Annotated in this window: 24 protein-coding genes; 13 read left to right on the top strand and 11 right to left on the bottom strand. The window is 62.4% G+C overall.

Annotated features, from left to right (window positions below; translation table 11 throughout):
- Nucleotides 1–28 precede the first annotated feature (28 nt).
- From ACP7BX_RS02225 to ACP7BX_RS02215, 3 genes are read left to right on the top strand one after another with little or no spacing between them, the layout of a single operon-like run.
- Entirely contained in the window at nt 29–1,345 is a 1,317-nt protein-coding gene (locus ACP7BX_RS02225; protein WP_133074307.1) for an MFS transporter, read from the top strand.
- A 58-nt stretch (nt 1,346–1,403) separates the two neighbouring features.
- On the top strand, nt 1,404–2,327 hold the full coding sequence (locus tag ACP7BX_RS02220) for a LysR substrate-binding domain-containing protein (protein WP_033902626.1): 924 nt from the start codon (nt 1,404–1,406) through the stop codon (nt 2,325–2,327).
- A 48-nt stretch (nt 2,328–2,375) separates the two neighbouring features.
- The gene (locus ACP7BX_RS02215) at nt 2,376–2,738 is read left to right on the top strand and encodes a 5-carboxymethyl-2-hydroxymuconate Delta-isomerase (RefSeq protein WP_426129571.1); all 363 of its coding nucleotides are present in this window, start codon (nt 2,376–2,378) and stop codon (nt 2,736–2,738) included.
- A 3-nt stretch (nt 2,739–2,741) separates the two neighbouring features.
- On the opposite strand, the gene ACP7BX_RS02210 is transcribed toward ACP7BX_RS02215, so the two are convergent.
- The 4 genes from ACP7BX_RS02210 to ACP7BX_RS02195 form a co-directional block, all read right to left on the bottom strand.
- Nucleotides 2,742–3,677: a LysR family transcriptional regulator gene (locus ACP7BX_RS02210; RefSeq protein ID WP_426129569.1), complete on the bottom strand. Its 936-nt coding sequence runs from the start codon at nt 3,675–3,677 to the stop codon at nt 2,742–2,744.
- A 137-nt stretch (nt 3,678–3,814) separates the two neighbouring features.
- On the bottom strand, nt 3,815–5,002 hold the full coding sequence (locus tag ACP7BX_RS02205; RefSeq protein WP_426129567.1) for a cyanate transporter: 1,188 nt from the start codon (nt 5,000–5,002) through the stop codon (nt 3,815–3,817).
- A gap of 143 nt (nt 5,003–5,145) precedes the next feature.
- Entirely contained in the window at nt 5,146–6,588 is a 1,443-nt protein-coding gene (locus ACP7BX_RS02200) for an aldehyde dehydrogenase family protein (RefSeq protein ID WP_426129565.1), read from the bottom strand.
- The gene (locus tag ACP7BX_RS02195) at nt 6,585–8,210 is read right to left on the bottom strand and encodes a 5-guanidino-2-oxopentanoate decarboxylase (RefSeq protein ID WP_426129563.1); all 1,626 of its coding nucleotides are present in this window, start codon (nt 8,208–8,210) and stop codon (nt 6,585–6,587) included. The genes ACP7BX_RS02200 and ACP7BX_RS02195 overlap by 4 nt, the downstream gene beginning before the upstream one ends.
- A gap of 111 nt (nt 8,211–8,321) precedes the next feature.
- Between ACP7BX_RS02195 and ACP7BX_RS02190 the strand changes: the two genes are divergently transcribed.
- Nucleotides 8,322–9,194, top strand: coding sequence for a LysR substrate-binding domain-containing protein (locus ACP7BX_RS02190; RefSeq protein WP_426129561.1), 873 nt, complete (start codon nt 8,322–8,324; stop codon nt 9,192–9,194).
- Nucleotides 9,195–9,254: 60 nt separating this feature from the next.
- On the opposite strand, the gene ACP7BX_RS02185 is transcribed toward ACP7BX_RS02190, so the two are convergent.
- Nucleotides 9,255–9,869: an NAD(P)-dependent oxidoreductase gene (locus tag ACP7BX_RS02185; protein ID WP_314525876.1), complete on the bottom strand. Its 615-nt coding sequence runs from the start codon at nt 9,867–9,869 to the stop codon at nt 9,255–9,257.
- Between the two features lie 33 nt (nt 9,870–9,902).
- Nucleotides 9,903–10,769, bottom strand: coding sequence for an MBL fold metallo-hydrolase (locus ACP7BX_RS02180; protein WP_426129559.1), 867 nt, complete (start codon nt 10,767–10,769; stop codon nt 9,903–9,905).
- Between the two features lie 104 nt (nt 10,770–10,873).
- On the opposite strand from ACP7BX_RS02180, the gene ACP7BX_RS02175 reads away from it, so the two are divergent.
- Nucleotides 10,874–11,779, top strand: coding sequence for a LysR family transcriptional regulator (locus ACP7BX_RS02175; protein ID WP_177110849.1), 906 nt, complete (start codon nt 10,874–10,876; stop codon nt 11,777–11,779).
- Between the two features lie 98 nt (nt 11,780–11,877).
- Entirely contained in the window at nt 11,878–12,054 is a 177-nt protein-coding gene (locus tag ACP7BX_RS02170) for a hypothetical protein (RefSeq protein ID WP_016975214.1), read from the top strand.
- On the opposite strand, the gene ACP7BX_RS02165 is transcribed toward ACP7BX_RS02170, so the two are convergent.
- The gene (locus ACP7BX_RS02165; RefSeq protein ID WP_426129556.1) at nt 12,047–12,925 is read right to left on the bottom strand and encodes a helix-turn-helix domain-containing protein; all 879 of its coding nucleotides are present in this window, start codon (nt 12,923–12,925) and stop codon (nt 12,047–12,049) included. The genes ACP7BX_RS02170 and ACP7BX_RS02165 overlap by 8 nt on opposite strands.
- Nucleotides 12,926–13,105: 180 nt before the next feature.
- Here ACP7BX_RS02165 and pobA point away from each other — a divergent pair, with 180 nt between their 5' ends.
- Nucleotides 13,106–14,299, top strand: coding sequence for a 4-hydroxybenzoate 3-monooxygenase (pobA, locus tag ACP7BX_RS02160; RefSeq protein WP_426129554.1), 1,194 nt, complete (start codon nt 13,106–13,108; stop codon nt 14,297–14,299).
- A 66-nt stretch (nt 14,300–14,365) separates the two neighbouring features.
- Complete coding sequence (locus ACP7BX_RS02155) at nt 14,366–15,649, top strand: MDR family MFS transporter (protein ID WP_426129870.1); 1,284 nt, start codon at nt 14,366–14,368, stop codon at nt 15,647–15,649.
- A gap of 2 nt (nt 15,650–15,651) precedes the next feature.
- On the opposite strand, the gene ACP7BX_RS02150 is transcribed toward ACP7BX_RS02155, so the two are convergent.
- Genes ACP7BX_RS02150 through ACP7BX_RS02140 form a run of 3 tightly spaced genes read right to left on the bottom strand, consistent with a single transcriptional unit; the run spans nt 15,652 to nt 17,673 of the window.
- On the bottom strand, nt 15,652–16,491 hold the full coding sequence (locus ACP7BX_RS02150) for a cache domain-containing protein (protein ID WP_033902614.1): 840 nt from the start codon (nt 16,489–16,491) through the stop codon (nt 15,652–15,654).
- 54 nt (nt 16,492–16,545) lie between these two features.
- Nucleotides 16,546–17,016 (bottom strand): cyanase, encoded by a 471-nt coding sequence (gene cynS / locus ACP7BX_RS02145; protein WP_426129552.1) that lies wholly within the window; start codon nt 17,014–17,016, stop codon nt 16,546–16,548.
- A 27-nt stretch (nt 17,017–17,043) separates the two neighbouring features.
- On the bottom strand, nt 17,044–17,673 hold the full coding sequence (locus ACP7BX_RS02140) for a carbonic anhydrase (RefSeq protein WP_426129550.1): 630 nt from the start codon (nt 17,671–17,673) through the stop codon (nt 17,044–17,046).
- Between the two features lie 111 nt (nt 17,674–17,784).
- On the opposite strand from ACP7BX_RS02140, the gene cynR reads away from it, so the two are divergent.
- The gene (gene cynR / locus ACP7BX_RS02135) at nt 17,785–18,651 is read left to right on the top strand and encodes a transcriptional regulator CynR (protein ID WP_426129548.1); all 867 of its coding nucleotides are present in this window, start codon (nt 17,785–17,787) and stop codon (nt 18,649–18,651) included.
- Here cynR and ACP7BX_RS02130 read toward each other — a convergent pair.
- Nucleotides 18,626–19,399 carry a transporter substrate-binding domain-containing protein gene (locus ACP7BX_RS02130; protein WP_177110845.1) on the bottom strand — a complete coding sequence of 258 codons (774 nt, stop codon included), beginning with the start codon at nt 19,397–19,399 and terminating at the stop codon, nt 18,626–18,628. The two genes, cynR and ACP7BX_RS02130, sit on opposite strands and share 26 nt — an antisense overlap.
- Nucleotides 19,400–19,743: 344 nt before the next feature.
- On the opposite strand from ACP7BX_RS02130, the gene ACP7BX_RS02125 reads away from it, so the two are divergent.
- The 4 genes from ACP7BX_RS02125 (at nt 19,744) to ACP7BX_RS02110 (ending at nt 23,360) form a co-directional block, all read left to right on the top strand.
- The gene (locus ACP7BX_RS02125; RefSeq protein ID WP_426129546.1) at nt 19,744–21,114 is read left to right on the top strand and encodes a glutamine synthetase family protein; all 1,371 of its coding nucleotides are present in this window, start codon (nt 19,744–19,746) and stop codon (nt 21,112–21,114) included.
- A gap of 100 nt (nt 21,115–21,214) precedes the next feature.
- Nucleotides 21,215–21,814 carry a class I SAM-dependent methyltransferase gene (locus ACP7BX_RS02120; RefSeq protein WP_269133178.1) on the top strand — a complete coding sequence of 200 codons (600 nt, stop codon included), beginning with the start codon at nt 21,215–21,217 and terminating at the stop codon, nt 21,812–21,814.
- Nucleotides 21,815–21,936: 122 nt separating this feature from the next.
- Nucleotides 21,937–23,070 (top strand): ribonuclease D, encoded by a 1,134-nt coding sequence (gene rnd, locus ACP7BX_RS02115; protein WP_426129544.1) that lies wholly within the window; start codon nt 21,937–21,939, stop codon nt 23,068–23,070.
- The gene (locus ACP7BX_RS02110; protein WP_426129542.1) at nt 23,067–23,360 is read left to right on the top strand and encodes a YcgL domain-containing protein; all 294 of its coding nucleotides are present in this window, start codon (nt 23,067–23,069) and stop codon (nt 23,358–23,360) included. The genes rnd and ACP7BX_RS02110 overlap by 4 nt, the downstream gene beginning before the upstream one ends.
- Nucleotides 23,361–23,410: the final 50 nt, after the last annotated feature.

Genomic DNA, 23,410 nt, shown 5'->3' with positions numbered 1-23,410 from the left:
GCTGGCGGGGCGCCAAGAGGAATTGCCGATGACTACCGCGACTTCCGCCCGCACCCCGCAGGCGTTGAACAAACTGATGTTCGTCAAGCTGATGCCCTTGCTGATCATCGCCTACATCCTGAGCTTCCTGGACCGCACCAACATCGCCCTGGCCAAGCATCACCTGGACGTCGACCTGGGCATTTCCGCCGCGGCGTACGGGTTGGGCGCGGGGCTGTTTTTCCTGACGTATGCACTGTCGGAAATCCCCAGTAACCTGATCATGCACAAGGTCGGCGCGCGATTCTGGATCGCGCGGATCATGGTGACCTGGGGCCTGATCTCGGCGGCTATGGCTTTTGTGCAGGGCGAGACCTCGTTCTACGTGCTGCGCCTGTTGCTGGGCATTGCCGAAGCCGGCCTGTTTCCAGGTGTCATGCTCTACCTGACCTACTGGTTCAACCGCGAACAACGCGCACGCGCCACCGGTTATTTCCTGCTCGGTGTGTGCTTTGCCAACATCATCGGCGGCCCGGTGGGCGCGGCCTTGATGCGTATGGACGGCATGCTCGGCTGGCACGGCTGGCAGTGGATGTTCATGCTCGAAGGCCTGCCGGCGGTGGCGTTTGCCTGGGTGGTCTGGCGCAAACTGCCGGACCGTCCGAGCAAGGCGCCGTGGTTGTCGGCCGAGGAAGCGCGCGGCATCGAACAGCGCATCGCCCAGGAAACCGAGGAGGGCGCGGGCGAGGGTGGTCACTCGTTGAAAAACTGGCTGACCCCGCAAATCCTGCTGGCGATCTTTGTGTACTTCTGTCACCAGATCACCATCTACACGGTGATCTTTTTCCTGCCGAGCATCATCAGCAAGTATGGCGAACTGAGCACCATGAGCGTCGGCCTGCTGACCTCGTTGCCATGGATCGCGGCGGCACTCGGGGCCTTGTTGATTCCGCGTTTTGCCACCACGCCCGGGCGTTGCCGGCGGTTGCTGATCACGGGCCTGTTGACCATGGCGCTGGGCCTGGGCATCGCGTCGATATCGGGGCCGGTGTTCAGCCTGCTCGGTTTTTGCCTGTCGGCGGTGATGTTCTTTGTGGTGCAGTCGATCATTTTTCTGTACCCGGCTTCCCGTCTCAAGGGCGTTGCGCTGGCGGGTGGGCTGGGTTTCGTCAACGCGTGCGGGCTGCTTGGCGGGTTTGTCGGGCCGTCGGTAATGGGCGTGATCGAGCAAAGCACCGGTAATGCGATGAACGGCCTGAAGGTGATTGCGCTGGTATTGGTGGTGGCGGCTATTGCGGCGCTGCGGTTGCGCATGGGGCACGAGCCTGAGCGTGGCGCACAAGCCAGCGAAGCGTCCTACACGTAGACGCCGGCAACGCGGCTTTCTACACTGCGGCTTGTCTTGGGGAAAGGGGCAGGCGCCGATGAATCGCAATGAATTACGCAAGGCCGACATCAACCTGATGGTGGTGTTCGAAGCACTGATGCTGGAACGCAACGTGACGCGGGTGGCAGAGAAGCTGTTTCTCGGCCAACCGACCATCAGCTCGGCCCTCAACCGCTTGCGTACTTTGTTCAACGACCCGCTGTTCATTCGCGTCGGCCACCGCATGGAGCCCACGGCGCGGGCCGAGGAAATCATCCAGCATTTATCGCCAGCGCTGGACTCGCTGTCCTCGGCCTTGAGCCTGACCCACGATTTCGACCCGTCGATCAGCACCATGACCTTCCGCATCGGCCTGTCCGATGATGTCGAGTTCGGCCTGTTGCCGCCGTTGTTGCGCGCCCTGCGCCAGGAAGCGCCGCAAGTGGTGTTCGTGGTGCAACATGTGGACTACTGGCGCATCCCGGATTTGCTGGCCTCTGGCGATATCACCGTCGGCATCACCCAGACCCGTGGCCTGCCAGCGAATGCCAAGCGCAAGCTGCTGCGCCATATCCGCCCGCGCATCCTGCGTGCCGATGCCTCGGACACACCGCTGACCCTCGACGAATACTGCTCACGGCCCCACGTGCTGGTGTCCCACACCGCCAACGTGGCGGGGTTCGCCGATGAATGGCTGGCGGAAATCGGCCGCAAGCGCCACGTGGTGTTGTCGGTGCCGCAATACAGCGCACTGCCGGCGTTGCTCGCCGGCACCGACCTGATCGCCAGCCTGCCGGACTACACCGCCGAGGCCATGGCCGTGTCGGGCCACCTGTTCTGCGAGCCGTTCCCGTTCGAGACGCCGACCCTGGATTTGTCCATGGTCTGGCTCAGCCACGTGGACACTGACCCGGCCGAGCGCTGGGTACGCTCACGACTGGAAGCGTTCATGAGTGATCGTGGGTTGGCGACCAAGGCCTGACTCCGTGGTATATCTAGGTATCTTCCTACGAAAGACTCGGAGCCCTCCATGCCACACCTGCATCTGGAATACACCGCCAACCTGACAGGCCTTGCTGTCGAGAAAACCCTGTTGCGGCTCAACAATGTGCTGATGGCGTCCGGGCAGTTCGGTTCCGAGTTCGATATCAAAAGCCGTGCGATAAAGGTCGAGACGTTCCAGGTGGGCACCTCCCTCGACCCTCGCGGTTTTATCGCGGTGAAGTTGTCACTGCTCAGCGGGCGTTCGCCGCAGGTCAAGAAGCAGTTGTCGGAAAGCCTGCTAGCGGTCTTGCAGGACTTGGGCGACTGGCCGGCGGGCGTGCAGGTTCAACTGAGTGTCCTGTTGGTCGACATGGACCGCGATTCCTACAGCAAAGTCGCGATTGGCTAGGCCCTACAACAACCCCTGATCCGCACACACCTTCACCACCTGCTCACGAAACCAGATATTGGCACTGTCCTGTTCACTGGTTTCGTTCCACTGCATCTCCAGGGTGAACCCCGGCAAACCGTTCGGCGCTTCGCAATGGCCGAACACCGTGGACGGCGCCAGCAATTTTTGCACGCGACGGGGCAAGGTGACGATGAAGTCCGTGCCGGTGATCATCTTCAAGGCTGCGCTGTAGCTGTTGGCACGGGCGATGACCTGGCGCTTGTGGGTCTGGCGCGCGAGCCAGCCGTCGATCATGTTGGTGTCGGAGGTCCACGGCGTGGGAAACACGTGGCGGCGTTCGACGAAGGACTGCAGGCTGAAGGCCGGCTCCCGTGGCGCCGAGCGTTTGTCGAACACGCACACCAAGTCGTCCTCCAGCAGCATCTGGGTGCGGAAGTCTTTGTGGGCGCGGTGGAAGTTGGGGCCGAAGCAGATCACCAGGTCGAGGCGACCTTCGCGCAGGTCGTCGGCGGGGATGTCGGTTTCCAGTTTCTGCACATTGACGATCACCGGCAGGTCGGCGCGGTCGAAGTTTTTCAACAGGCGCGGCAGGATCAACTGTTCGAAATATTCCGGCGCACACACGTTGAAGGTCACGGCCTTCTGCGTCGGATCGAAGGCTTGGCTGCCGGCGTGGCACAGGTTGATGCTTTCGAGGATCTTCTGCACATGGCCGTACATGGTGGTGGCCTTGTACGTCGGGCGCATGCCGGCGCGCGTGTTGATAAACAGCTCGTCTTCAAAACTGGTGCGCAGCTTCTTCAAGCTGTAGCTCACGGTGGACTGGCTGACAAACAGCGTTTCAGACACCTCGGTAACGCTGCTCTGGTCATAGACGGCGATAAACACCATCAAGTCCTGCATATCGAGCTTTCTGAGCAAGTTACTGTTTAGCATCGGTTTCGTCCGTAAACCCTTTGTACCGAACTCAGTACAAGACAGCACAAAAGCTTAACGGAACGAGCGTGCCAATAGAATGCTCTGTAGGGCGTTTCTATGTTTGGCGTGAGACAAATACTGTTTGCAACACGACCTCAGCGGATATGTCGTGCGTAATGCTTTGGGTTGAAGCGCGTGACGATCAACAGCATCACCACGATCACCACCGTGAGCGACCACCAGGCCCATTCGAAGCTGCCCAGTTGATCGCGGATCATCCCGGCGATCAGCGGCGACAGCCCGGCAATCAGATAGCCGATGCCTTGCACAAATGCGGTGAGGCCACCGGCGCGGCGCGGGTTGTCCAGGTGGTCGAGGGACAGGATCAGGCTCATCGGGAACAGGCCGCCGATGCCCAGGCCGAGCAGGCAAGGCCACAGCAGGCTCAGGTGTTGCGGGCTGAGGATCAGGCCGCAGAAACCCAGGATGATCAGCACCAGCAACACCGCCACCACGCCGCGTTTATCCTGGCGACGGTTGGCGATGGCCGGGGTGATCAGGCCGGAGACGACTTCCATGGCCGTCAGGAAACCCAGCAGCAAGCCGGCGTTCTGTTCACTCCACCCTTGCTCCACGTAGTACGGCGCCAGCCAGGCGAGTACGCAGGTGTAGGACGCGGTGCCGAGGCCGAAGAATACCGCGAGCAACCAGGCGCGACCGTTGCCGAAAAATGACTCCTGAGGACCAGCACCGGCTTGGGGCAGTGGCGGCAACACCGAGCGCTGCGCGTACCAGAACACCAATGCCAACAGCGCCAGCACTGCCCAGATCGCCAGGCCGATGCGCCAACTGCCAGTCTGCACCTGCACGAACGGTGCAAACGATGCGGCGAGCGCCGCGCCGCCCATGATCGCGGTGACGTACAGGCCCATGAACAGCGAGACATTGTCACTGAACCGCGACTTGATCAGTGCGGGCATCAACGCCTGGATCATCGCAATCCCCACACCGGCGGCGATGGCGCTGACAATCAACTCCAGCGCCGAATCGAGGAACAGCCGCGACAATGTCGCCACGCCAATCACCAGCAGCGACACCACGATGCTGCGGTGCTCGCCAAATCGCTTGGCCACGCCCATGCCAAAAAACATCGCCAAGCCCATGGCCATCACCGGCAACATGGTCAGCAACGCAGCACTGCTGAAACTCAAGGGCACGTCGCCGCGAATCGAGGACAACAGTGGGCCGACAGCAGCCATCGACGGGCGCAGGTTGAGGGCGACCAGCACGACGCTGATCATCAGCCAGACGGCGGTGGTGGGTTTTGTTTGGACGGTTTCCATGGGACGGCCTTGAGTGAACAAGGGCGAATCAGGCCATGGGTGGAGGAGGGGGGCAAATGAGAAAGTCGCAGGGGCTATCTAAAAAATGCGGATGACTTTGTGGCAAGGGAGCAAGCTCCCTCGCCACAAAAGATCGTTATCGGCTAAAGGGACCGGATCACATGCTTGATCTCCTGAAACGCCGCCAACCCCCACGGCCCCAACTCACGACCGAGGCTGCTCTGCTTGTAACCGCCCCACGCGGCTTGCGGGAAGATCACCTGCGGTGCGTTGATCCACACCAGCCCAGCCTGCAAGGCGTTCGCCACGCGCTCGGCGGTTTCATGGCTGGCGCTGACCACACTCGCCACCAGGCCGAAATCGCTGTCGTTGGCCAGAGCAATGGCCTCGGCTTCGGAGGTGAAGCGTCGTACACAGAGCACCGGGCCGAAGATCTCTTCGTTCCACAACGCGCTGTCCAGCGGTACGTCGGTAAACACCGTCGGGCGGATGAAAAAGCCCTTCGGCAGGTCCGCCGGGCGTTCACCGCCACACAGCAAACGTGCGCCATCCGCAACGCCGCGCTGGATGTGCCCCAACACGCGTTGATATTGCACGCGGTTGATCAACGCGCCCATTTCCACGTCATCGGCAAACGGGTCAGCCACGCGAATGCCTTCAGCCCGTGCCTGTATACGTTGCAGGAATTCATCCGCCAGGCTGTCGGCTACCAGCACGCGACTGGTGGCAGAACACATCTGCCCGGCGTTGAAAAACCCACCGCCACAGGCCAGTTCCACCGCCAGGTCCAGGTCGGCATCGGCCAACACCAGCAGGGAAGATTTGCCGCCCAGTTCCAGGCTCACACCCTTGATGGTTTCGGCGGCGCGCTGCATCACTTGCACGCCGACGGCGTTGCTGCCGGTGAAGGAAATCTTCGCCACGCGGCGATCCGTCGCCAGTGGCGCGCCCACTTCCAGGCCCGTGCCGCACACCAGGTTGAACACCCCGGCCGGCAAGCCCGCCTCGGCGATAATCCGCGCCAGTTGCAGTTCCGCCAACGGCGTGACTTCCGATGGCTTGAGCACCACGCAGCAACCGGCCGCCAGGGCGGGAGCGAGTTTCCAGGCGGTGGTCACCATCGGGAAATTCCACGGCACGATCAGCCCGACCACACCACACGGCTCACGACGCAGACGTGCACTGAAGTCGGTGCTGGGCAGTTCCACTGGGCTATCCTGGCTGGCGTCCATTGCCTCGGCCACGCTGGCGTAATAGTCGAAGGTGGCGATCACATCGTCCACATCAATCGCGGCTTCAAACAGCGGTTTGCCGTTGTTGCTCGATTGCAGGTGCATCAGCTGTTCGCGTTGCTCGCTGACGCCTTGGGCGATCTTGCGCAACAGCGCGGCGCGGTCGCGGCCGGTGCTTTTTGACCAGTCGATGAACGCGGCGCTGGCGGCGTCGACCGCCTGGGTGACCGTGCTCGCATCGCCGACGCTGACGTGGGCCAGCACGGCTTCCGTCGCAGGGTTGATCACCTCAAGCGAGGCCAGTCCGGCACGCCATGCGCCATTGATATACACACCGTTCAATACCGCGCTCATTCCGCCACCGCCTTCATCCACAGCCCCTGTTCGATTTCAATCAGCGTCGGCCCTTGGCGATCAGCCGCTGCGCGTAGTGCCACGCGCAGCGACTCAATCCCTTGGATGCTGTCGGCGGCGCAACCGAGTGCCTTGGCCACGCCGATAAAGTCCGGCGTGTAGATGTCCACGCCGACTGGCTCGATGGCGCGGTTGACCATGTATTTCTTGATCTCTTCATAGCCGTGGTTATTCCACAGCAACACGATCACCGGCGTGCGCGCTTCCACCGCGCTGGCCAGTTCCGGGAGGGTGAATTGCAGGCCGCCGTCGCCGATCAGGCACACCACCGGCTGCCCATCGCCACGTCCCAGCCAGGCGCCGATGGCGGCAGGCAAGGCATAGCCCAAGGTGCCGTAGCCGGTGGACGAGTTGAACCAGCGGCGCGGGTGGTCGAGATTCAGGGTCAGGTTGCCGCTGTACACCGGTTGGGTGGAGTCGCCCACCAGTACGGCGTTGGGCAATTCTTCGAGGACGGTCTTGAGGAACAGGGTTTGCGCGCGGGTGGCGGCGTCCCAGCTGGGGGTCAGTTCCGCCCACAGGCGCGCTACGCGTTCAGCGCCCCACGCGCTGTTGCGCGGTGGCAAGGGTTTGCTGCTCAGTTCGGCCAACAGCGCTTCGGCGGCGATTTGTGCATCAGCCACCAAGGCCACTTGAGGCGGGTAGTTGCGCACGGTCTGGTCGGGGTCGATATCGATGCGCAGCAGCGCGCCGGCAATCTCGAAACCGCCGGCGAAGGTCACGTCGTAGTCGGTTTCCGCCAGCTCGGTGCCGATGGCCAGCACCACGTCCGCTTCGGCCACCAGTGCGCGGGTGGCGACCAGGGTCTGGGTCGAGCCGATCAGCAGTGGGTGGCGGGCGGGCAGCATGCCTTTGGCGTTGATGGTCAGGGCTACCGGCGCGCCGAGGGCTTCGGCCAGTCGGGTCAGTTCCGGCGCTGCGTCGATGGCGCCGCCACCGGCCAGGATCAAGGGTTTCTTGGCCGCTGCGAGCAACTGGCTCATTTGCTTGACCGCCGACGGCGCCGCACCGGCACGGGCCACGCTGATCGGTTCACTGCCCAGCAGTGCGTCGGCATTTTCCACCAGCACATCCAGCGGGATTTCGATGTGCACCGGGCGCGGCCGCCCGGCCTGGAACAACGCAAACGCCCGCGCCAACACGCCGGGCAGCTCCGCCGCCGACATCAGGGTATGGGAGAACGCCGCCACGCCGGCCATCATCGCGCCCTGGTTCGGCAGCTCATGCAGCTTGCCGCGCCCGCCGCCCAATTGGCTGCGCGACTGCACGCTGGAAATCACCAGCATCGGGATCGAGTCGGCATAAGCCTGGCCCATGGCGGTGGTGATATTGGTCATGCCGGGGCCGGTGATGATGAAGCACACGCCGGGTTTGCCGCTGGTGCGCGCGTAACCGTCGGCCATAAAGCCGGCGCCCTGTTCGTGGCGCGGGGTGACGTGGCGGATGCTGGAACGGGCCAGGCCGCGATACAACTCCACGGTGTGCACGCCGGGGATGCCAAACACCTGGTCCACGCCGTAGCCTTCCAGGAGGTTGACCAATACTTCGCCGCAGGTCGCCATATAGGTTGCTCTTATTGTTGAGGTAAGGCGTTATTGGACCGGCTGGCCTGTAGCGGCAACAATCGATAAAAAGTCATACTAGCCATGTCCTCACGTCATGGCTGCGCCCCGATGAAACGCCTCCCGCCACTGCCCGCGCTGCACACCTTCTGGGTCACGGCCCAGTGCTGCAACTTCACCCGCGCTGCCGAGCAACTGCACATCACCCAGGGCGCGGTGAGTCGGCAGATTGCCGGGCTGGAAAGTCATTTGGGTTATGCGCTGTTCCAGCGCCAGGCGCGTGGCTTGAGCCTGACCGAAGAGGGCCGCGAATGGTCACTGCGCGCACAGCAGGTGTTTGGCCTGCTCGGCGAGGCGGTGGAGCAGATCGGCAGTCGCCGCCAGGTCCTGCAACTCAAGGCGTCCACCTGTGTGATGCGCTGGCTGTTGCCGCGCCTGATGCAGTGGCAAAAGGAACGCCCGGACGTGCCGGTGGAACTCACCACCACCGTGGCCTACACCGTGGACTTTCGCCGCGAGCAATTCGACGCGGCGGTGATCTATGCGCCCATCGCCGAGCAATCAGCCGAGGCGCGACATCTGTTCGATGAACAGCTCACACCGGTCTGCGCGCCGGCACTGCTCACGGGCTTGAACACTCCGGCAGATTTGCAGCAACAGGTCTTGCTGCACCCCACGCGGGATGAACGGGATTGGGCGTTGTGGCTCAAGGCGGCGAAGACGCGATTGGGCAATCTGGGCCAGGGGCATCATTTTGAAACGCTGGATCTGGCGATGACGGTGGCGTCCCAGGGTTCCGGTGTGGCGATTGGCGACAGTGCGTTGATTGGCGAGGATTTGAAGGCGGGGCGGTTGGTGATGCCGTTTGAGCTGCGGGTGCCGACGGGGATGGGGTATTACTTGGTGTATCCGCCGGGGACGGCGCCGTCGGCCGGGCTTGAAGCCCTGATGAACTGGTTAGTGAACCAGGCGCAACAGTCGTAACACCCGAGATCAACTGTGGGAGCAGGCAAGCCAGCTCCCACAGTTTTTAACCGCGTTGCCTCAGTAGCCTACGGTGAAGCGCTGGCGCGAGTGCTTCGGCGATTCAACTTCGTCGATCAACGCAATCGCATAGTCCGCAAAACTGATCCAACTGCGACCTTCACTGCTCACCAACAAGTCATCCTGGCCCACTCGGAATTGACCGGTGCGCTCGGTCTCGACGAACTCCGCCGACGGCGACAGGAACGTCCAGTCCAGTTCCTTCTCCTGGCGCAGTGCCTCAAGAAACGCCGCGCCTGCACTGGCTTCGGCTTTGTACTCAGCCGGGAAGCCTTCGCTGTCGATCACCCGCTCGCCATTCGGCAACAGCAGCGAACCGGCACCGCCCACCACCAGCAGGCGTTTTACCCCGGCCTTTTTCACCGGCTCGATCACGGCGCTGGCGGGCAGGGTGGCGAAGTGCGCCGCACTGATCACCACGTCGCTGCCACTCACCGCCTGTTGCAGGGCGTTGGCATCCAGGGCGTCGACTTGTTTGACGGTGACGCCAGGGCGCACGGCCAGCGTGTCGGTATTGCGTGCGATGGCGGTGACGGTGTGCCCGCGACGCAGCGCTTCTTCCAGCAATTGGCTACCGGCACGGCCGGTGGCCCCAATGATTGCAATCTTGCTCATGACGTTCTCCAGTACGTTAGGGTTTGAAACGGTTCACCACTTCATTTCGCCCTTGGCGACTTTGGCGCTCAGTTCCAGCGAGCTTTCGTCGGCGAGGGTGGGGTAACGCTTTTTCATGACCGCGATCAGGGCGGCGGAATCCTTGGCCTTGGCGGCCTCGATGTCGAAGGCCTTGATGTAGTCGGCAGTAAAGGCCACCGATTGCAGTGTCGGTGTGCCGAGGTAGTGGCCCGGGATCACGGTCTTTGGTTTCAGCTGTTGGATGCGTTGCAGTGTCGCCAGCCAGTCTTTATGGGACTGCGCGCTCTGGGTATCGGCCATCCACAAGTGGATGTTTTCGGAGACAACCACGCCACCGACCACGGCCTTGATCGACGGGATCCACACAAAACTGCGATCCGGCTGCGCGCCATCCAGGCCGATGACCTCCAGTGGCTGGCCTTCAAGGCTCAGGCTGTGACCTTCGAGAACCTGCGGCACGATGGTTTTAGACGGCTTGTCGGCGCCCATTTTCGGGCCCCAGAACTCCAGCTTGCCGGCCACGGTGGCCTTGATGTGGTCGACCACCGGTTGTGGCGCCAGCACCTTGGCATCGGGGAAGGCGGCGGTGAGGGTGTCGAGGCCGAAGTAGTAGTCCGGGTCGCCATGGCTGATGTAGATGGTGGTGAGGTGCTTGCCGCTGGCGCGGATCTTCTGCACCAATTGCTCGGCCTGGCCTTTGCCGAATTGGGCGTCCACCAGGATCGCGTCCTTGGCGCCGCTGACCAGCACCGAGCTGACCGGGAAGATCGCGGCTTCGCCTGGGTTGTACACGTCCAGCTTCAGCTCGGCGGCGGCCGCATGGGCGGCGAACGCCAGGGCGGCGGTGGCGAGGATCAGGCGCTTGAAGGTTGAGAACATCGGGCAGCTCCAGCATCGGTAAAGGATGCACAGAGCTTAGTTGCACAAAACCAGACTAAAAATGCGATGCTGGGACATAGTTTGTTTCTGAAAGCGGGCAGATCATGGATCGTCTTCAAGCAATGCGCGTGTTTGTCACGGTGGTGGACCTGGGCAGCCAGTCCGCCGCCGCCGATCATCTGGACCTGTCGCGGCCGGTGGTGTCGCGTTACTTGGCGGAGCTGGAAGACTGGGTCGGCGCCCGTTTGCTGCACCGCACTACGCGCAAGCTCAGTCTGACGGCAGCGGGCAGTGAAACCCTGCCGCGCTGTCGGCAATTGCTGGAATTGTGTTGCGACATGCAAGCCGCCGTCAGCGAGCCCGATGAAGCGCCCCGTGGTTTGCTGCGCCTGAGCGTCAGCACTTCGTTCGGCCAGGCGCAATTGGCCCAGGCCATCGCCGAATACGTCAAGCGCTACCCGCTGGTAACGGTCGACCTGCAGATGCTCGATCGTACGGTGAACCTGGTGGATGAGCGCATCGACCTGGCTATCCGCACCAGTAGCGACCTGGACCCCAACCTCATCGCCCGGCGCCTCACGGTGTGCCGCTCGGTGGTGTGTGCCTCGCCGGCCTACCTGCTGGAGCATCCGGCGCCGCAGAAGGTCGAAGACCTGGCCGGGCACAATTGCCTCACCCATTCCTATTTCGGCAAAAGCCTGTGGCATTTCGAAGAGCGGGGTGAGCCGGTCTCGGTGCCGATCAACGGCAACATCACCTCCAACGAGGCCAGTACGTTGTTACGCGTGACGTTGGCCGGTGCCGGAGTGTCGATGTTGCCCACTTACCAGGCCGGCGATTACATCCGGCGCGGCGAACTGGTGCGCCTGCTGCCTGACGCCGAGCCACGGCAGATGAACATCTATGCGGTGTACGCCTCGCGCAAACACATGCCGTCGGCGTTGCGCAGCCTGTTGGATTTCCTGGTGCTGCGGTTCCCGGAAGAGCCGGCGTGGGATGTCGGGCTCTAGACTGGCATCAACCGGTTGAATGTCGTCCGATAATGGCAACTTGGCCGGGTTGACCTATGCTTTAGACAGCACCCTGTAGATCCGCAGAGGTCTGTGCCATGAGCATTAAAACCAGAAAGTACCTGATGATTTTCAGCCTGTGCGCCATTGCCAGCGCACTTTACGGGACCGCCGCCTACCGCGTGGAGCAGACCCGTATGCAGCCGACCTTTGCGATCAGCTGCCATCAGGATCAATGCGTGCCCCGCACCGGCAGTTTCAGCGCGCTCAGGTAGCCGATGGTTCGGCTTTCAACTGCTCGCGAAACGCCTTGGGTGAGAACCCGACCCGTCGGCGGAACAGCCGAGAGAAGTTGGTCGGGTCGGAAAAACCCAACACCTCCGACATCTCATTGATGGTCATGCTGGTGTACGTCAGCAGGCGTTTGGCTTCAAGCAATTGGCGGTCATGCATGATCTGCAACGCAGGTTGCCCACCCAATTCCCGACACGTCCCGTTCAGGTGTGAGACCGAGATGCCCAGCTTGTGGGCAAGATCCTCAATCTTGGGGTGTTCGCGGTAATGCTGCTCGACCAACTGGGTGAAGCGCCGGAAGTATTCACGCCCCCGTGGCGCACGTGGGTGACGGCGCTGGATGGCCTGGCGGCTGATCCATACCAGCAACACGCTGACCAGCGCGTGCATCATCATGTCCCGTGCCGGTTGTTCGTCGGCGTATTCATCCTGCAAGCGGGCGAACTGGCTGTTCAGGTAATCACTGTCTTTGCCCGCCGGGTAACTGCCGAGTGTCTGCAAACCGTCCACGGTGGTGCCCAACTGTGTTTGCAGGTGGCTGACCAACGGCGCCGAAAGCGTCACTACGTAGCCTTCGACGTCCTCAGGAAAACGGAACCCGTGCACGCACAAGGGCGGCAGGACTTGCAGAGTTGCTTCGTTCAGGGTGGTGCGCAGGCCTTCGATTTCCAACTGTGCCTGGCCTTTGTGCACGTAGAGCAACTGGCACAGATCCGCGTGCCGGTGGGGTTGGATTTCCCACTGGTATTCCCGACTGCGCCGGGAAATGGTTTCGCAGTGCAACAAATCGGGGGTGGGCCATTGCTGGTGTTCCCCGTAAAGCTTGAAGACCGGAATTGCGGTTTTGGTCATGGTTTCAACCCGATACTCGGAAGAGTGGTGCGGTAATCGCCCCGATTGGCAAAAAGCGCAGGCTTTGGCGCAGTTTTCACCTTCTTATGCCGCTCACTCAAGTGAAAAATGTCAGCAACAAGACCAATGACAACTCTTTCACCCGATCCGTTCGAGTGGAACTTGCGGGCCATAAAAATAATGAAAACGCTGAAAACCCAAGTCGCCATTATCGGCGCCGGTCCTTCCGGACTGCTGCTTGGCCAACTGCTGCATCAGGCAGGGATCGAGACCCTTATCCTAGAGCGTCAGAGCGCCGATTACGTGCAAAGCCGCATCCGTGCTGGCGTGCTGGAACAAGGCATGGTCGACCTGCTGCGGCAGGCCGGCGTCAGCCAGCGCATGGACAACGAAGGCCTGGTGCATGACGGTTTCGAGTTGGCGCTGAACGGCCGGTTGACCCATATCGATCTCAAGGGCCTGACCGGCGGTCAATCGGTGATGATCTACGGCCAGACCGAAGTCACCCGCGACCTGATGGCCGCCCGTGCCGCCGCAGGAGCCACTACCCTGTATGAAGCGCGCAATGTGCAGCCTCACGCTCTCAAAAGTGATCGACCCTGGCTGACCTTCGAACATCAGGGCCAAGCGTTCCGCCTGGAGTGCGATTACATCGCCGGTTGCGACGGTTATCACGGCGTTGCGCGCCAATCGATCCCGGCTGAATCGCTCAAGGTCTTTGAACGTGTCTACCCGTTCGGCTGGCTGGGCATCCTCGCCGACACGCCGCCCGTTCACCCTGAGTTGGTCTACGCCAAACACCCGCGTGGTTTCGCCCTGTGCAGCATGCGTTCGCCGACGCGCAGCCGGTATTACCTGCAGGTGCCGGTGGAGGAACCGATTGACGAATGGTCCGACGCCCGCTTCTGGGATGAACTGAAAACCCGCCTGCCCAGCCACCTTGCAGAACACCTGGTCACCGGTCCATCGATCGAAAAAAGCATCGCACCGCTGCGCAGTTTTGTAGTGGAACCGATGCAGTACGGGCGCCTGTTCCTGCTCGGCGACGCGGCGCACATCGTGCCGCCGACCGGAGCCAAGGGCTTGAACCTGGCGGCCAGTGATGTGAGTACGCTGTACCGGATTCTGCTCAAGGTCTACGGCGAAGGGCGCGTGGATCTTCTGGAGCGTTACTCCGCCATCTGCCTGCGGCGGGTGTGGAAGGCCGAGCGGTTTTCCTGGTGGATGACCTCAATGTTGCACCAGTTTCCCGAGGCGGACGGTTTCAGCCAGCGCGTCGCCGAGAGTGAGCTTGACTACTTCATCCACTCCGAGGCGGGGCGCAAGACCATCGCAGAAAATTACGTCGGACTTCCTTACGAAGCTATCGAATAGCCTGCTATCGTATCGAGCATTCCCGTGGGCCGCCTTTTCCCACGGGCCTTGCTCGAAGGTCTTGCCGTGACGCACCTCAATCAGCCTGCTCCGCCACTGCCCGCTGTGCGCAGTATTCTCGCCTCACTGATGATGGCGATCTTCCTGGGGGCGTTGGATCAGACCATTGTCGCCGTGTCCATGCCCGCTATTTCCGCCCAGTTCCACGACGTCAACCTGCTGGCCTGGGTCATCTCCGGCTACATGGTGGCGATGACCGTGGCGGTGCCGATCTACGGCAAGCTCGGCGACCTGTACGGGCGGCGGCCGATGATGCTGATCGGCATGGGCCTGTTCACCCTGGCCTCGCTGTTCTGCGGCATGGCGCAAAGCATGGAGCAACTGGTGCTGGCGCGGATCCTCCAAGGCATCGGCGCCGGCGGCATGATCTCGGTGAGCCAGGCGATTATCGGCGACATCATCCCGCCCCGCGAACGCTGCCGCTACCAAGGCTATTTCAGCAGCATGTACGCGGTGGCCAGCGTGGCCGGGCCGGTGCTGGGCGGCTACATGACCGAATACCTGTCGTGGCGCTGGGTGTTCCTGATCAACCTGCCCTTGGGCGCTGGCGCCTGGTATGTCGCCCATCGCACGCTGGTGGGGCTGCCGGTGCCGCAGCGCAAACCGATCATCGATTACCTCGGCACTGTGCTGATGATCATCGGCTTGACCGCCTTGCTGCTGGGCATCACCGAAATCGGCCAGGGCCATCACTGGCGTGACAATCAGGTGCTGGGCTTGCTGGTGTGTGCGCTGGTGGCGTTGACGGTGTTTGTCTGGCACGAGCGCCGGGCGCGGGAGCCGATGATCCTCAGCGGCGCGTTGTTGAGCCCCTTCGCGATTCTCGGCATGGCCTTGAGCGCGCCCCAAGCGGTGGGGCTGACGGCCCTGTTCATGCTGCTGTGCGGGATCGCCGCCGGCATGCAATTCCCGACGTCCCTGGTGGGCACGCAAAATTCGGTGGAACAGCGCGACATCGGCGTCGCCACGAGCACCACCAACCTGTTCCGTTCCCTGGGCGGGGCGGTGGGCGTGGCGTGCATGTCGGCGCTGTTGTTGGCGCTGTTGCAGGATTCCAGCTTCGCCCACCTGGCCAGCGGCGCGTTGGTGGCCGAAGGCAGTTCCGGCAACGTGCTGCTCGACGGCCTCAACGCCGCCCCCGGCCCGGCGCAGGATGCCCTGCGCGGGGAGTTGGCGGTGACGTTCCGGCATTTGTTGATGGTCAGTGCGGCGGTGTCACTGCTGGGGCTGGCGGCGGCGATTGCGATGCCTAATCGGGTGCTGCGTGGCCGTGAAGACAAGGCCAAGTAGTCTCAAGGGCTGTAATAACCCACCGCCACCATGAAATGCCCGGCCTTGCGCACATACGCATGCTTGTTCTCGACCTTGTCGGTCACCGGGTTTTTCCAGCGGTATTTGTATTCGCCCTGATCCTGCTCGGCCATCAACTTGAGGATCGGCTCGCCCACGGGCTTGCCGTCCGGGTCCTTGATCTTGCTGAAGTCGGTGTTGACCAGTCGCAGGTTGGTGCCGTGGGCTACATAGCGCTGGGTATCGAGGTCCACCACGAACACATAAAGGTCGTCCTGCAGGAAACCGCCTTGCAATGAGTTGATGGCCTTGAGTGTGCCGGTTTCATCCTTGAGCAAGGCGGTTGCCGCTTTGTTGCGCAGGGCACGGGCCTGTTCCGGCGTGGCCCGTGGCAGGTAATAGCCCACCGCGAGAATGCGTTCGCCCACGCGCTGATAAAACACATGCTTGTGTTCGACCTTGCCATCGTTCCAGTTCTGCCAGCGATAGTCGGCCTGCTGGATGCCCTGGCCTTCCGGCACCTTGAGCGCATCCTTGAAGGACTGGCGCAAATCCGGCCCGAGCACTTCGGATACATCGCGGCCGATCAAGGCGGAGGAGGGGCCACCGCTGGCCAGTAGGACGCCTTGGGTGTCGACCACGAACACATAGCGGTCGTGGTCGACGAATTCGCCCTGTCGGCTGAAGGCGGCAAACGCCTTGTCGCCGTTGCTCTGGTAGTAGGCCAAGGCTTTTTCCAGCAACGCCTTGGCCGCCTGGGCGTCTTCATCCTGAGTCGTTGCGGCGTGCACCTGGCTGAAACACAACAGCAGCAGCCAGGTGAGTCGGAACACTGCCTTCATTATCCGTCCCTCGTTCTTGTTGGTGTGACAAGAGCGTAGACGGTCGCGGGCGACTCAGAAGGGTTTGGTCGGCAGGTACTTGCCATCCAGGGTGATCACTGCGCGGGAACCACCGTTCGGGTCCTCGACCTTCTTGATGTCCAGCTTGAAGTTGATCGCACTGATGATGCCGTCGCCGAATTGCTCATGGACCAGCGCCTTGAGGGTGGTGCCGTAGACCTGGAGCATTTCGTAGAAACGGTACATCGTCGGGTCCGTCGGCACGCCGCCGGGGAAGCTGCCGCGCAGGGGCACACTTTGCAGCAGGCGGCTGGCGTCCTGGTCCAGGCCGAGCTTGTCGCACACCGCATCCGCAGCGTCCTTGGGCAGCGGGTGCTGTCCGAGCAGGGCGGCAGTGACGAACGCCAGGCTGAGCCCGGTGCCGTCGGTGAGGTCCTGCCAGGACAGGTTCTTGCGGGCCTTGAGGTCGATGACAGTGTCGGCCAGGGCCAGGCGTGGGGTTTGGGAGAAGTTGGATTGCAACATGGTGTTGTCCTCTGGGTTGAAATGGGGTCAGGCAGCGTGGATCTGATTGAGCAGCGACACGAAGCGCCCGCTGCGGCTGTCCAGGGCGTCGATGGCGCCGGTTTCGATGTCGTACACCCAGCCGTGTAGCGTCAGCCGACCTTGTTCCAGGGCCAGGGCGACGGAGGGGTGGGTCCTGAGATTGGCCAACTGGGCGATCACGTTTTCGCGCACCAAGTCGCTCAAGCGGGCGGCATCGGATGCGTGCTGGCGTGCGGCGTTGATCACCTTGGCCGATTCGGCATGGCGCAGCCAATTGGCCACGGCAGGCAGGTGATCCAGGCATTTGCAGGTGGAGATGGCGGTCATCGCGCCGCAGTCGGAATGGCCGCAGATCACAATGTCACTGACCCCCAGCACCGCCACCGCGTATTCGACGGTGGCCGACACGCCACCCGGCTCCGGGCCGTAGGACGGCACGATGTTGCCGGCGTTGCGGATCACGAACAGATCGCCCGGTTCCTGCTGGGTCAGCAGCTCGGGAACCACACGGCTGTCGGAACAGGACACAAACAGCGTGCCCGGGGTTTGCGTGGTCGCCAGGTGTTTGAACAGGTCGCTGCGTTGGGCAAAGGCTTCGGCCTGGAATTTGCGGAAGCCGTCGATGAGATGTTGCATGGGAAGTTCTCCTTGCGTCGCTGATGGGGCAAGGATGGAAGTTTTCAGCTATAGCGTCCAAGACCGGCTTATTATGGTTCCTATTGGTCATGCCTATAGTTGGGGGCTTCGATGCTGCTGCGCCATATCCGTTACCTGCTGGCGGTGGCTGAACACCGCAATTTCACCCGTGCCGCCGAGGCGCTGCATGTGTCGCAGCCCACCTTGTCGCAGCAGATCAAGCAGTTGGAAGACACCTTGGGTGCGCCGCTGTTGGACCGCTCCGGGCGCAGCGTGAGCCTGACCGATGCCGGTGAAGCCTATGTGCGCTTTGCGCGGCTGGCCTTGCAGGACCTGCAGGCCGGCACCCGCGCCATGCATGACGTGCAGGACTTGAGCCGAGGCAACCTGCGCCTGGCCATGACGCCGACCTTTACCGCCTACCTGATCGGGCCGTTGCTGGCGCAGTTCAATCAGCGCTATCCGGGCATTACCGTGAGCATCGAGGAACTGACCCAGGACCGCATGGAAACCGCCTTGGCGGAAGACGCGCTGGATATCGGCATTGGTTTTACCGGCGAGCATCTGCCGGACATCGAGTGCGAAGGGCTGTTTGTTGAAACGCTGAGTGTGGTGGTCGGCGCCCACCATCCGGGCCTGGATGGCCGGCAGTGGCTGGCACAACCCTTGGTGTTGTTGAACCCAGGCTTTGCGACCCGGCGCTACATCGATGATTACTGCCGTGCCCAGGGCATACGCCCGTTGATTGCGATGGAGGCCAACTCCATCAGCGCAATCATCGAAATCGTGCGCAACACGGCGCTGGCGACCATCCTGCCCAGTGCAATCGCCGAGGCCCAGCCAGGGTTGAACGCGGTGGCGATCAGCCCGGCATTACCCCAACGCACCGTGGCCCTGCTGAGCCGCAAGGGCGCCTATCGCAGTGCCGCGTGTCGCGCCTTTGTGGCGTTGATCAAGGCGCGGCCAACCACTGGCTGACGACAGCGTCATAGGCCCCGGTGGCCTGGCTCAAGTGCAGCCATTGATCGACGTAGCTTTTCCAGGCCACATCATCACGGGGCAACAGGAAGGCTTTTTCGCTGTACTGCATCTGCCGCTCGGGGTTCACCGCACACAGCCCCGGCTTGAGCTTCTGCTGGTAACGCGCTTCGCTGGCGTCGGTGATCATCACATCGGCCTTGCCCGCCAGCAGTTCGTCGAAAATAGTCACGTTGTCATGCAGGCGAATTTGCGCCTGGCCCAAGTGGGCACGGGCGAATACTTCGTTGGTGCCGCCGGCGGGTTCGATCACGCGGACTTGGGGCTGGTTGATCTGTTCGACGCTCTGGTAGCGCTGCACATCGGCACAGCGCACTAACGGGATTTTGCCGTCGACACCCAGGGATTGACTGAAGAAGGCTTTTTTCTGGCGCTCCAGCGACACCGAAATGCCGCCGACGGCGATGTCGCAGCGTTGGGCCAGGAAGTCCGGCATCAGGGTTTTCCAGGTGGTGGGCACCCATTGGATTTTTGCGTTGAGGCTCTTGGCCAGGGACTCGGCCATGGCAATGTCGATACCTTCATAGCGGCCATCGGCGCGCAGCGAGGTGTAGGGCTTGTAGTCGCCGGTGGTGCAGACCGTCAGCGTGCCGCGTTGCAACACCTGGTCAAGGCGCGACGGCGCGGTGTCGGCCAGGGCGCTGGTGGCCAGACTTGCCAGTACACAGAGGGCGAAAGGAGCTTTCATGCGGTCGAGTCCTTGGGGCATGGGCGTGGGCGCTCATTATTTCCAGCACCGGGCACGGTAGCAAGGCGCAGCGAATGTTTAGCCAAGTCGCAACCAAACTCCGCCAACCCTGAATTTAATCACCTGTGCTGGCGTGTGACGCTGGCGGTTACCTCTAGCACTGTGACCCCCGCATGGACGGCTCTTCCGACACCCACCCCGCGACACTGCCGTCCGATCTCGCGTTCTGGGCCCTGTTCCACTGCCGACACGCACGCCCACCAGATACTGCATTCCTACGTTGATCCATCCCCTGGATGGCGCGCACCTGCGCGCCTGCCTGACCCACACGTATGAGAATGCCCATGAGTGCCTTTGCCTGCCTGCACGAAGCCAAGTCCTTCCTTGAACAGAACCCGGACATTGAGATGTTCGAGCTGTTTATCCTCGATAACAATGGCGTGCCACGCGGCAAGTTGCTGCACCGCGATGAGTTGCTGGCGGTGTATGAAAGTGGCCGGCCTTTGCCCAGTACCATTCTTGGCCTGACCATCAATGGCGACGACGTGGAAAACTCCGGGCTGGTGTGGGAAGTGGGTGATATCGATTGCCGCGCCTACCCGATCAGCGGCAGTTTGCAGCGCATGCCGTGGCGCCTGATTCCGACAGCGGCCGTGCAAGTCAGCATGCACCCCACCGAAGGCCTGCCCGCCACCGTCGCCGACCCCCGGCACTTGCTGGCCAAGGTGATTGATGGACTCAAGGCCGACGGTTACTACCCGGTGATGGCGGCGGAACTGGAGTTCTACCTGCTCGACCAGAAACCCGACAGCCAAGGCCGTCCGCAGCCGGCGCGGGATGTGGACGGCGGTCGCCCGCGTTCGACTCAGGTCTACGGCCTGCGCGAGCTGGAGCAGATCGAACCCTTCCTCGCTGATCTCTATAGCGCCTGCAAACTGCAAGGCATCCCGGCGCGCACGGCCATCTCCGAATACGCCCCTGGCCAGGTGGAAATCACCCTGGAACACCGCGCCGACGCCCTGCAAGCCATGGACGAAGCGGTGCGCTACAAGCGCCTGGTCAAAGGCGTGGCGCATAAACACGGGATGACCGCCTGCTTCATGGCCAAGCCATTCGACGACCTGGCTGGCACCGGCATGCACATGCACGTCAGCCTGGCAGACGCCAAGGGCAACAACCTGTTCGCCAGCGAAGCCACCGACGGTACGCCGCTGCTGCGCCACGCCGTGGGCGGCATGCTCAGCACCTTGCTTGATTCCTTGCTGATGTTCTGCCCGAATGCCAACTCCTACCGCCGCTTCCAGACCAACAGCTACGCCCCGCTGGCCGCCACCTGGGGCGTGGACAACCGCACCGTCAGCCTGCGGGTGCCGGGCGGTCCGGCGAATTCCCGGCATATCGAGCACCGCATCTGCGGCGCCGACGCCAACCCCTACCTGGCCGCTGCCGCGATCCTGGCCGGCATCCATCGCGGTATCCGCGAACAGCGCGACCCCGGCGCTCCGGTAGAAGGCAACGGCTACGCCCAGGCCAAGGAGTTGCTGCCCACCGACTGGCTGACCACCTTGCGCGCCCTGGAAGGGTCGAGCTGGGCGCGGGACGCGTTCGGCAGTGAATTCCTCGGCGTGTACCTGGCGGTCAAGCGCGCCGAATACCGCCAGTTCATGGGCGAGGTGGGCGAGCAGGATTGGCGCTGGTATCTGCATCAGGCGTGAACCGGATTCGGTGGTGAACGTTTCGACCTTTTTTTGACATTGCACTGGTTAAGCTGCGAATCAAGGTCGTTCACTGCCGTTCCACCCACATGAGCCCACGATGTCGCCACAACCACCCTCATCCATCGAGATCGAATACGCCGAGCGCTGTGACCGCGAGCACGCCAGGGTCTGCGGCGATACACGCCCGCCAGGGCTGCGGCAGCGCCTGGCGTCGTGGCGCGACGAGTGGATGGTGCGCCAGGCGCTGAAAGTCGCGGGCGAGCCTGGGTTGGTGTTGGACCTGGCCTGTGGCTCGGGGCGCTTTTGGCCCGTGCTGGCCGAACACGTCAACCGGGTGATCCTGGCGTCGGACAACTCCCAGGACATGCTCGACCATGCCCGTACCCATCACCCGGCGTCCTTGCTCAAGCGCGTCAAGACGTTCCAGGGCTCAGCGTTTTCCATCGGTTTGTCGGCGAATGCGGTGGACTGCATTTTCTGCCTGGAATTGTTTCGCCATGTGCCCAGCAGTGAAGGGCGCTCGGCCCTGCTGCGCGAGTTCCACCGGGTCAGCCGCGACACGGTGATTGTCTCGGTCCATTCCCGCACTGCCGTCGAAGAGGAGTTCCGCCAGGCGGGCTTCAAGGTCCTGCATCATCAGGAATTCATGCCGGGCTCAAGCCTGTGGCGGGTCTACGTGCTGCGTAAGAGAGGATAACTCCCGCCTGTCGGAGTATTCTTCAACTCCTGTCTGAGTTTTCATGGTTGCCTGTGCACTGCGGATGCTCGCTAGCCCCTTTCGCGATATATACTGCGCGCCATTCTTCAAGGGAGAGCCGTGTGGCCATCGATATTCACTGGATCTGCGACAACGATAGCCTCGGCCAGCATTGCGCCGAATGGCAGCAGTTGCCATTCGTCGCCCTCGACACCGAATTCATGCGGGTCGACACCTTTTATCCCATTGCCGGGCTGATCCAGATTGGTGATGGCGTACGCGCTTACCTGATCGATCCCCTGACTATCGACAACTGGCAACCCTTGGCCGCCTTGCTGGAGAACCCGGCAGTGATCAAGGTGGTGCATGCCTGCAGCGAAGACCTCGAAGTGTTGCTGCGCTTGACCGGCAGCCTGCCCGTGCCGTTGTTCGACACCCAATTGGCCGCCGCTTACCTGAATCTTGGTTTCTCCATGGGCTACTCGCGCCTGGTGCAAGCCGTGCTGGATATCGAGTTGCCCAAGGGCGAGACCCGTTCCGACTGGCTGCAGCGGCCCTTGTCCGAGACGCAGGTCAGCTACGCCGCCGAAGACGCGGTGCACCTGGCCGAGGTCTACACCCGCCTGCGTCCGCAACTGTCGGACGACAAGTACGCCTGGGTGCTGGAAGACGGCGCGGAGTTGGTCGCCAACCTGCGCCGCGAAGTCGACCCGTACGAGGTGTACCGCGACGCCAAGCTGGCCTGGAAACTGTCCCGCGCCCAACTCGCCGTGCTGCGTGAACTCTGCGCCTGGCGCGAGCAACAGGCCCGCGCCCGTGACCTGCCGCGTAACCGCATCATTCGCGAACACTCGTTGTGGCCCCTGGCCAAATCCCAGCCGGATAACCTCGCCGCCCTGGGCAAGATCGAAGACATGCACCCGCGCACCGTGCGTCAGGACGGCCAGTTCCTGCTGGACCTGATCAAACGTGCCGGCAGCGTGTCGATGGACCAATGGCCGCCTGCCGTTGCCGAACCGTTGCCGGTGGATGCCGCCGCACTGATCAAGCAATTGCGTGCCCTTGGCCAAGCTGAAGCCGAACGCCTGGAGATGGCGCCGGAACTGATGCTGCGCAAGAAAACCCTCGAAGCCCTGGTCAAAAGTGGCTACCCCGATGGGCCTTATAAATTGCCAGACTCGCTGCGTGGCTGGCGCCGCGAGTTGATGGGCCAAGCGCTGCTCGACAGCCTGGCCACCGCCGGAGAACAGCCTTGAAACGTATCTGCTCCATCTACCGCAGCCCTAAACGCGCCGGCATGTACCTTTACGTCCTGAAAAGCGATGCCCTTGAGCGCGTGCCTGAAGGCCTGCTCACCGTATTCGGCAAGCCGGTACACGCGTTCAACCTGGTGCTGACGCCTGAGCGCAAGCTGCAACAGGAAGACATCGTGCAGGTGTTGGAAAACCTCGACAAACAGGGTTACCACCTGCAAATGCCGCCGCGCGAGGACGAGTACATCGAACACTTGCCCGAAGAACTGCTGCGCCGCAACGACCCGATGTGATCGACCCGTGCTCCGTCCGGGGCACGTGCTTCAATGGAATCGTATAAGTG

The sequence above is a fragment of the Pseudomonas sp. DWP3-1-3b3 genome (genome assembly GCF_049896305.1).
Lineage (GTDB): Bacteria > Pseudomonadota > Gammaproteobacteria > Pseudomonadales > Pseudomonadaceae > Aquipseudomonas > Aquipseudomonas azotoformans_A.
The sequence above is the reverse complement of the archived record's forward strand: the minus strand, read 5'-3'. Positions and strand labels throughout refer to the sequence as shown.

Excerpts from the sequence above, each read along its gene's own strand:
- ACP7BX_RS02195 (WP_426129563.1), bottom strand. The coding sequence starts at position 8,210 with ATGGCGACCTGCGGCGAAGTATTGGTCAACCTCCTGGAAGGCTACGGC.
- ACP7BX_RS02175 (WP_177110849.1), top strand. The coding sequence starts at position 10,874 with ATGGATCGTCTTCAAGCAATGCGCGTGTTTGTCACGGTGGTGGACCTG.
- cynR (WP_426129548.1), top strand. The coding sequence starts at position 17,785 with ATGCTGCTGCGCCATATCCGTTACCTGCTGGCGGTGGCTGAACACCGC.
- ACP7BX_RS02150 (WP_033902614.1), bottom strand. The coding sequence starts at position 16,491 with ATGAAGGCAGTGTTCCGACTCACCTGGCTGCTGCTGTTGTGTTTCAGC.
- ACP7BX_RS02185 (WP_314525876.1), bottom strand. The coding sequence starts at position 9,869 with ATGAGCAAGATTGCAATCATTGGGGCCACCGGCCGTGCCGGTAGCCAA.
- ACP7BX_RS02205 (WP_426129567.1), bottom strand. The coding sequence starts at position 5,002 with ATGGAAACCGTCCAAACAAAACCCACCACCGCCGTCTGGCTGATGATC.
- pobA (WP_426129554.1), top strand. The coding sequence starts at position 13,106 with ATGAAAACGCTGAAAACCCAAGTCGCCATTATCGGCGCCGGTCCTTCC.
- ACP7BX_RS02125 (WP_426129546.1), top strand. The coding sequence starts at position 19,744 with ATGAGTGCCTTTGCCTGCCTGCACGAAGCCAAGTCCTTCCTTGAACAG.
- ACP7BX_RS02130 (WP_177110845.1), bottom strand. The coding sequence starts at position 19,399 with ATGAAAGCTCCTTTCGCCCTCTGTGTACTGGCAAGTCTGGCCACCAGC.
- ACP7BX_RS02165 (WP_426129556.1), bottom strand. The coding sequence starts at position 12,925 with ATGACCAAAACCGCAATTCCGGTCTTCAAGCTTTACGGGGAACACCAG.
- ACP7BX_RS02120 (WP_269133178.1), top strand. The coding sequence starts at position 21,215 with ATGTCGCCACAACCACCCTCATCCATCGAGATCGAATACGCCGAGCGC.
- ACP7BX_RS02210 (WP_426129569.1), bottom strand. The coding sequence starts at position 3,677 with ATGCTAAACAGTAACTTGCTCAGAAAGCTCGATATGCAGGACTTGATG.
- ACP7BX_RS02180 (WP_426129559.1), bottom strand. The coding sequence starts at position 10,769 with ATGTTCTCAACCTTCAAGCGCCTGATCCTCGCCACCGCCGCCCTGGCG.
- ACP7BX_RS02200 (WP_426129565.1), bottom strand. The coding sequence starts at position 6,588 with ATGAGCGCGGTATTGAACGGTGTGTATATCAATGGCGCATGGCGTGCC.
- ACP7BX_RS02170 (WP_016975214.1), top strand. The coding sequence starts at position 11,878 with ATGAGCATTAAAACCAGAAAGTACCTGATGATTTTCAGCCTGTGCGCC.
- ACP7BX_RS02140 (WP_426129550.1), bottom strand. The coding sequence starts at position 17,673 with ATGCAACATCTCATCGACGGCTTCCGCAAATTCCAGGCCGAAGCCTTT.
- ACP7BX_RS02215 (WP_426129571.1), top strand. The coding sequence starts at position 2,376 with ATGCCACACCTGCATCTGGAATACACCGCCAACCTGACAGGCCTTGCT.
- ACP7BX_RS02190 (WP_426129561.1), top strand. The coding sequence starts at position 8,322 with ATGAAACGCCTCCCGCCACTGCCCGCGCTGCACACCTTCTGGGTCACG.
- ACP7BX_RS02220 (WP_033902626.1), top strand. The coding sequence starts at position 1,404 with ATGAATCGCAATGAATTACGCAAGGCCGACATCAACCTGATGGTGGTG.
- cynS (WP_426129552.1), bottom strand. The coding sequence starts at position 17,016 with ATGTTGCAATCCAACTTCTCCCAAACCCCACGCCTGGCCCTGGCCGAC.
- ACP7BX_RS02225 (WP_133074307.1), top strand. The coding sequence starts at position 29 with ATGACTACCGCGACTTCCGCCCGCACCCCGCAGGCGTTGAACAAACTG.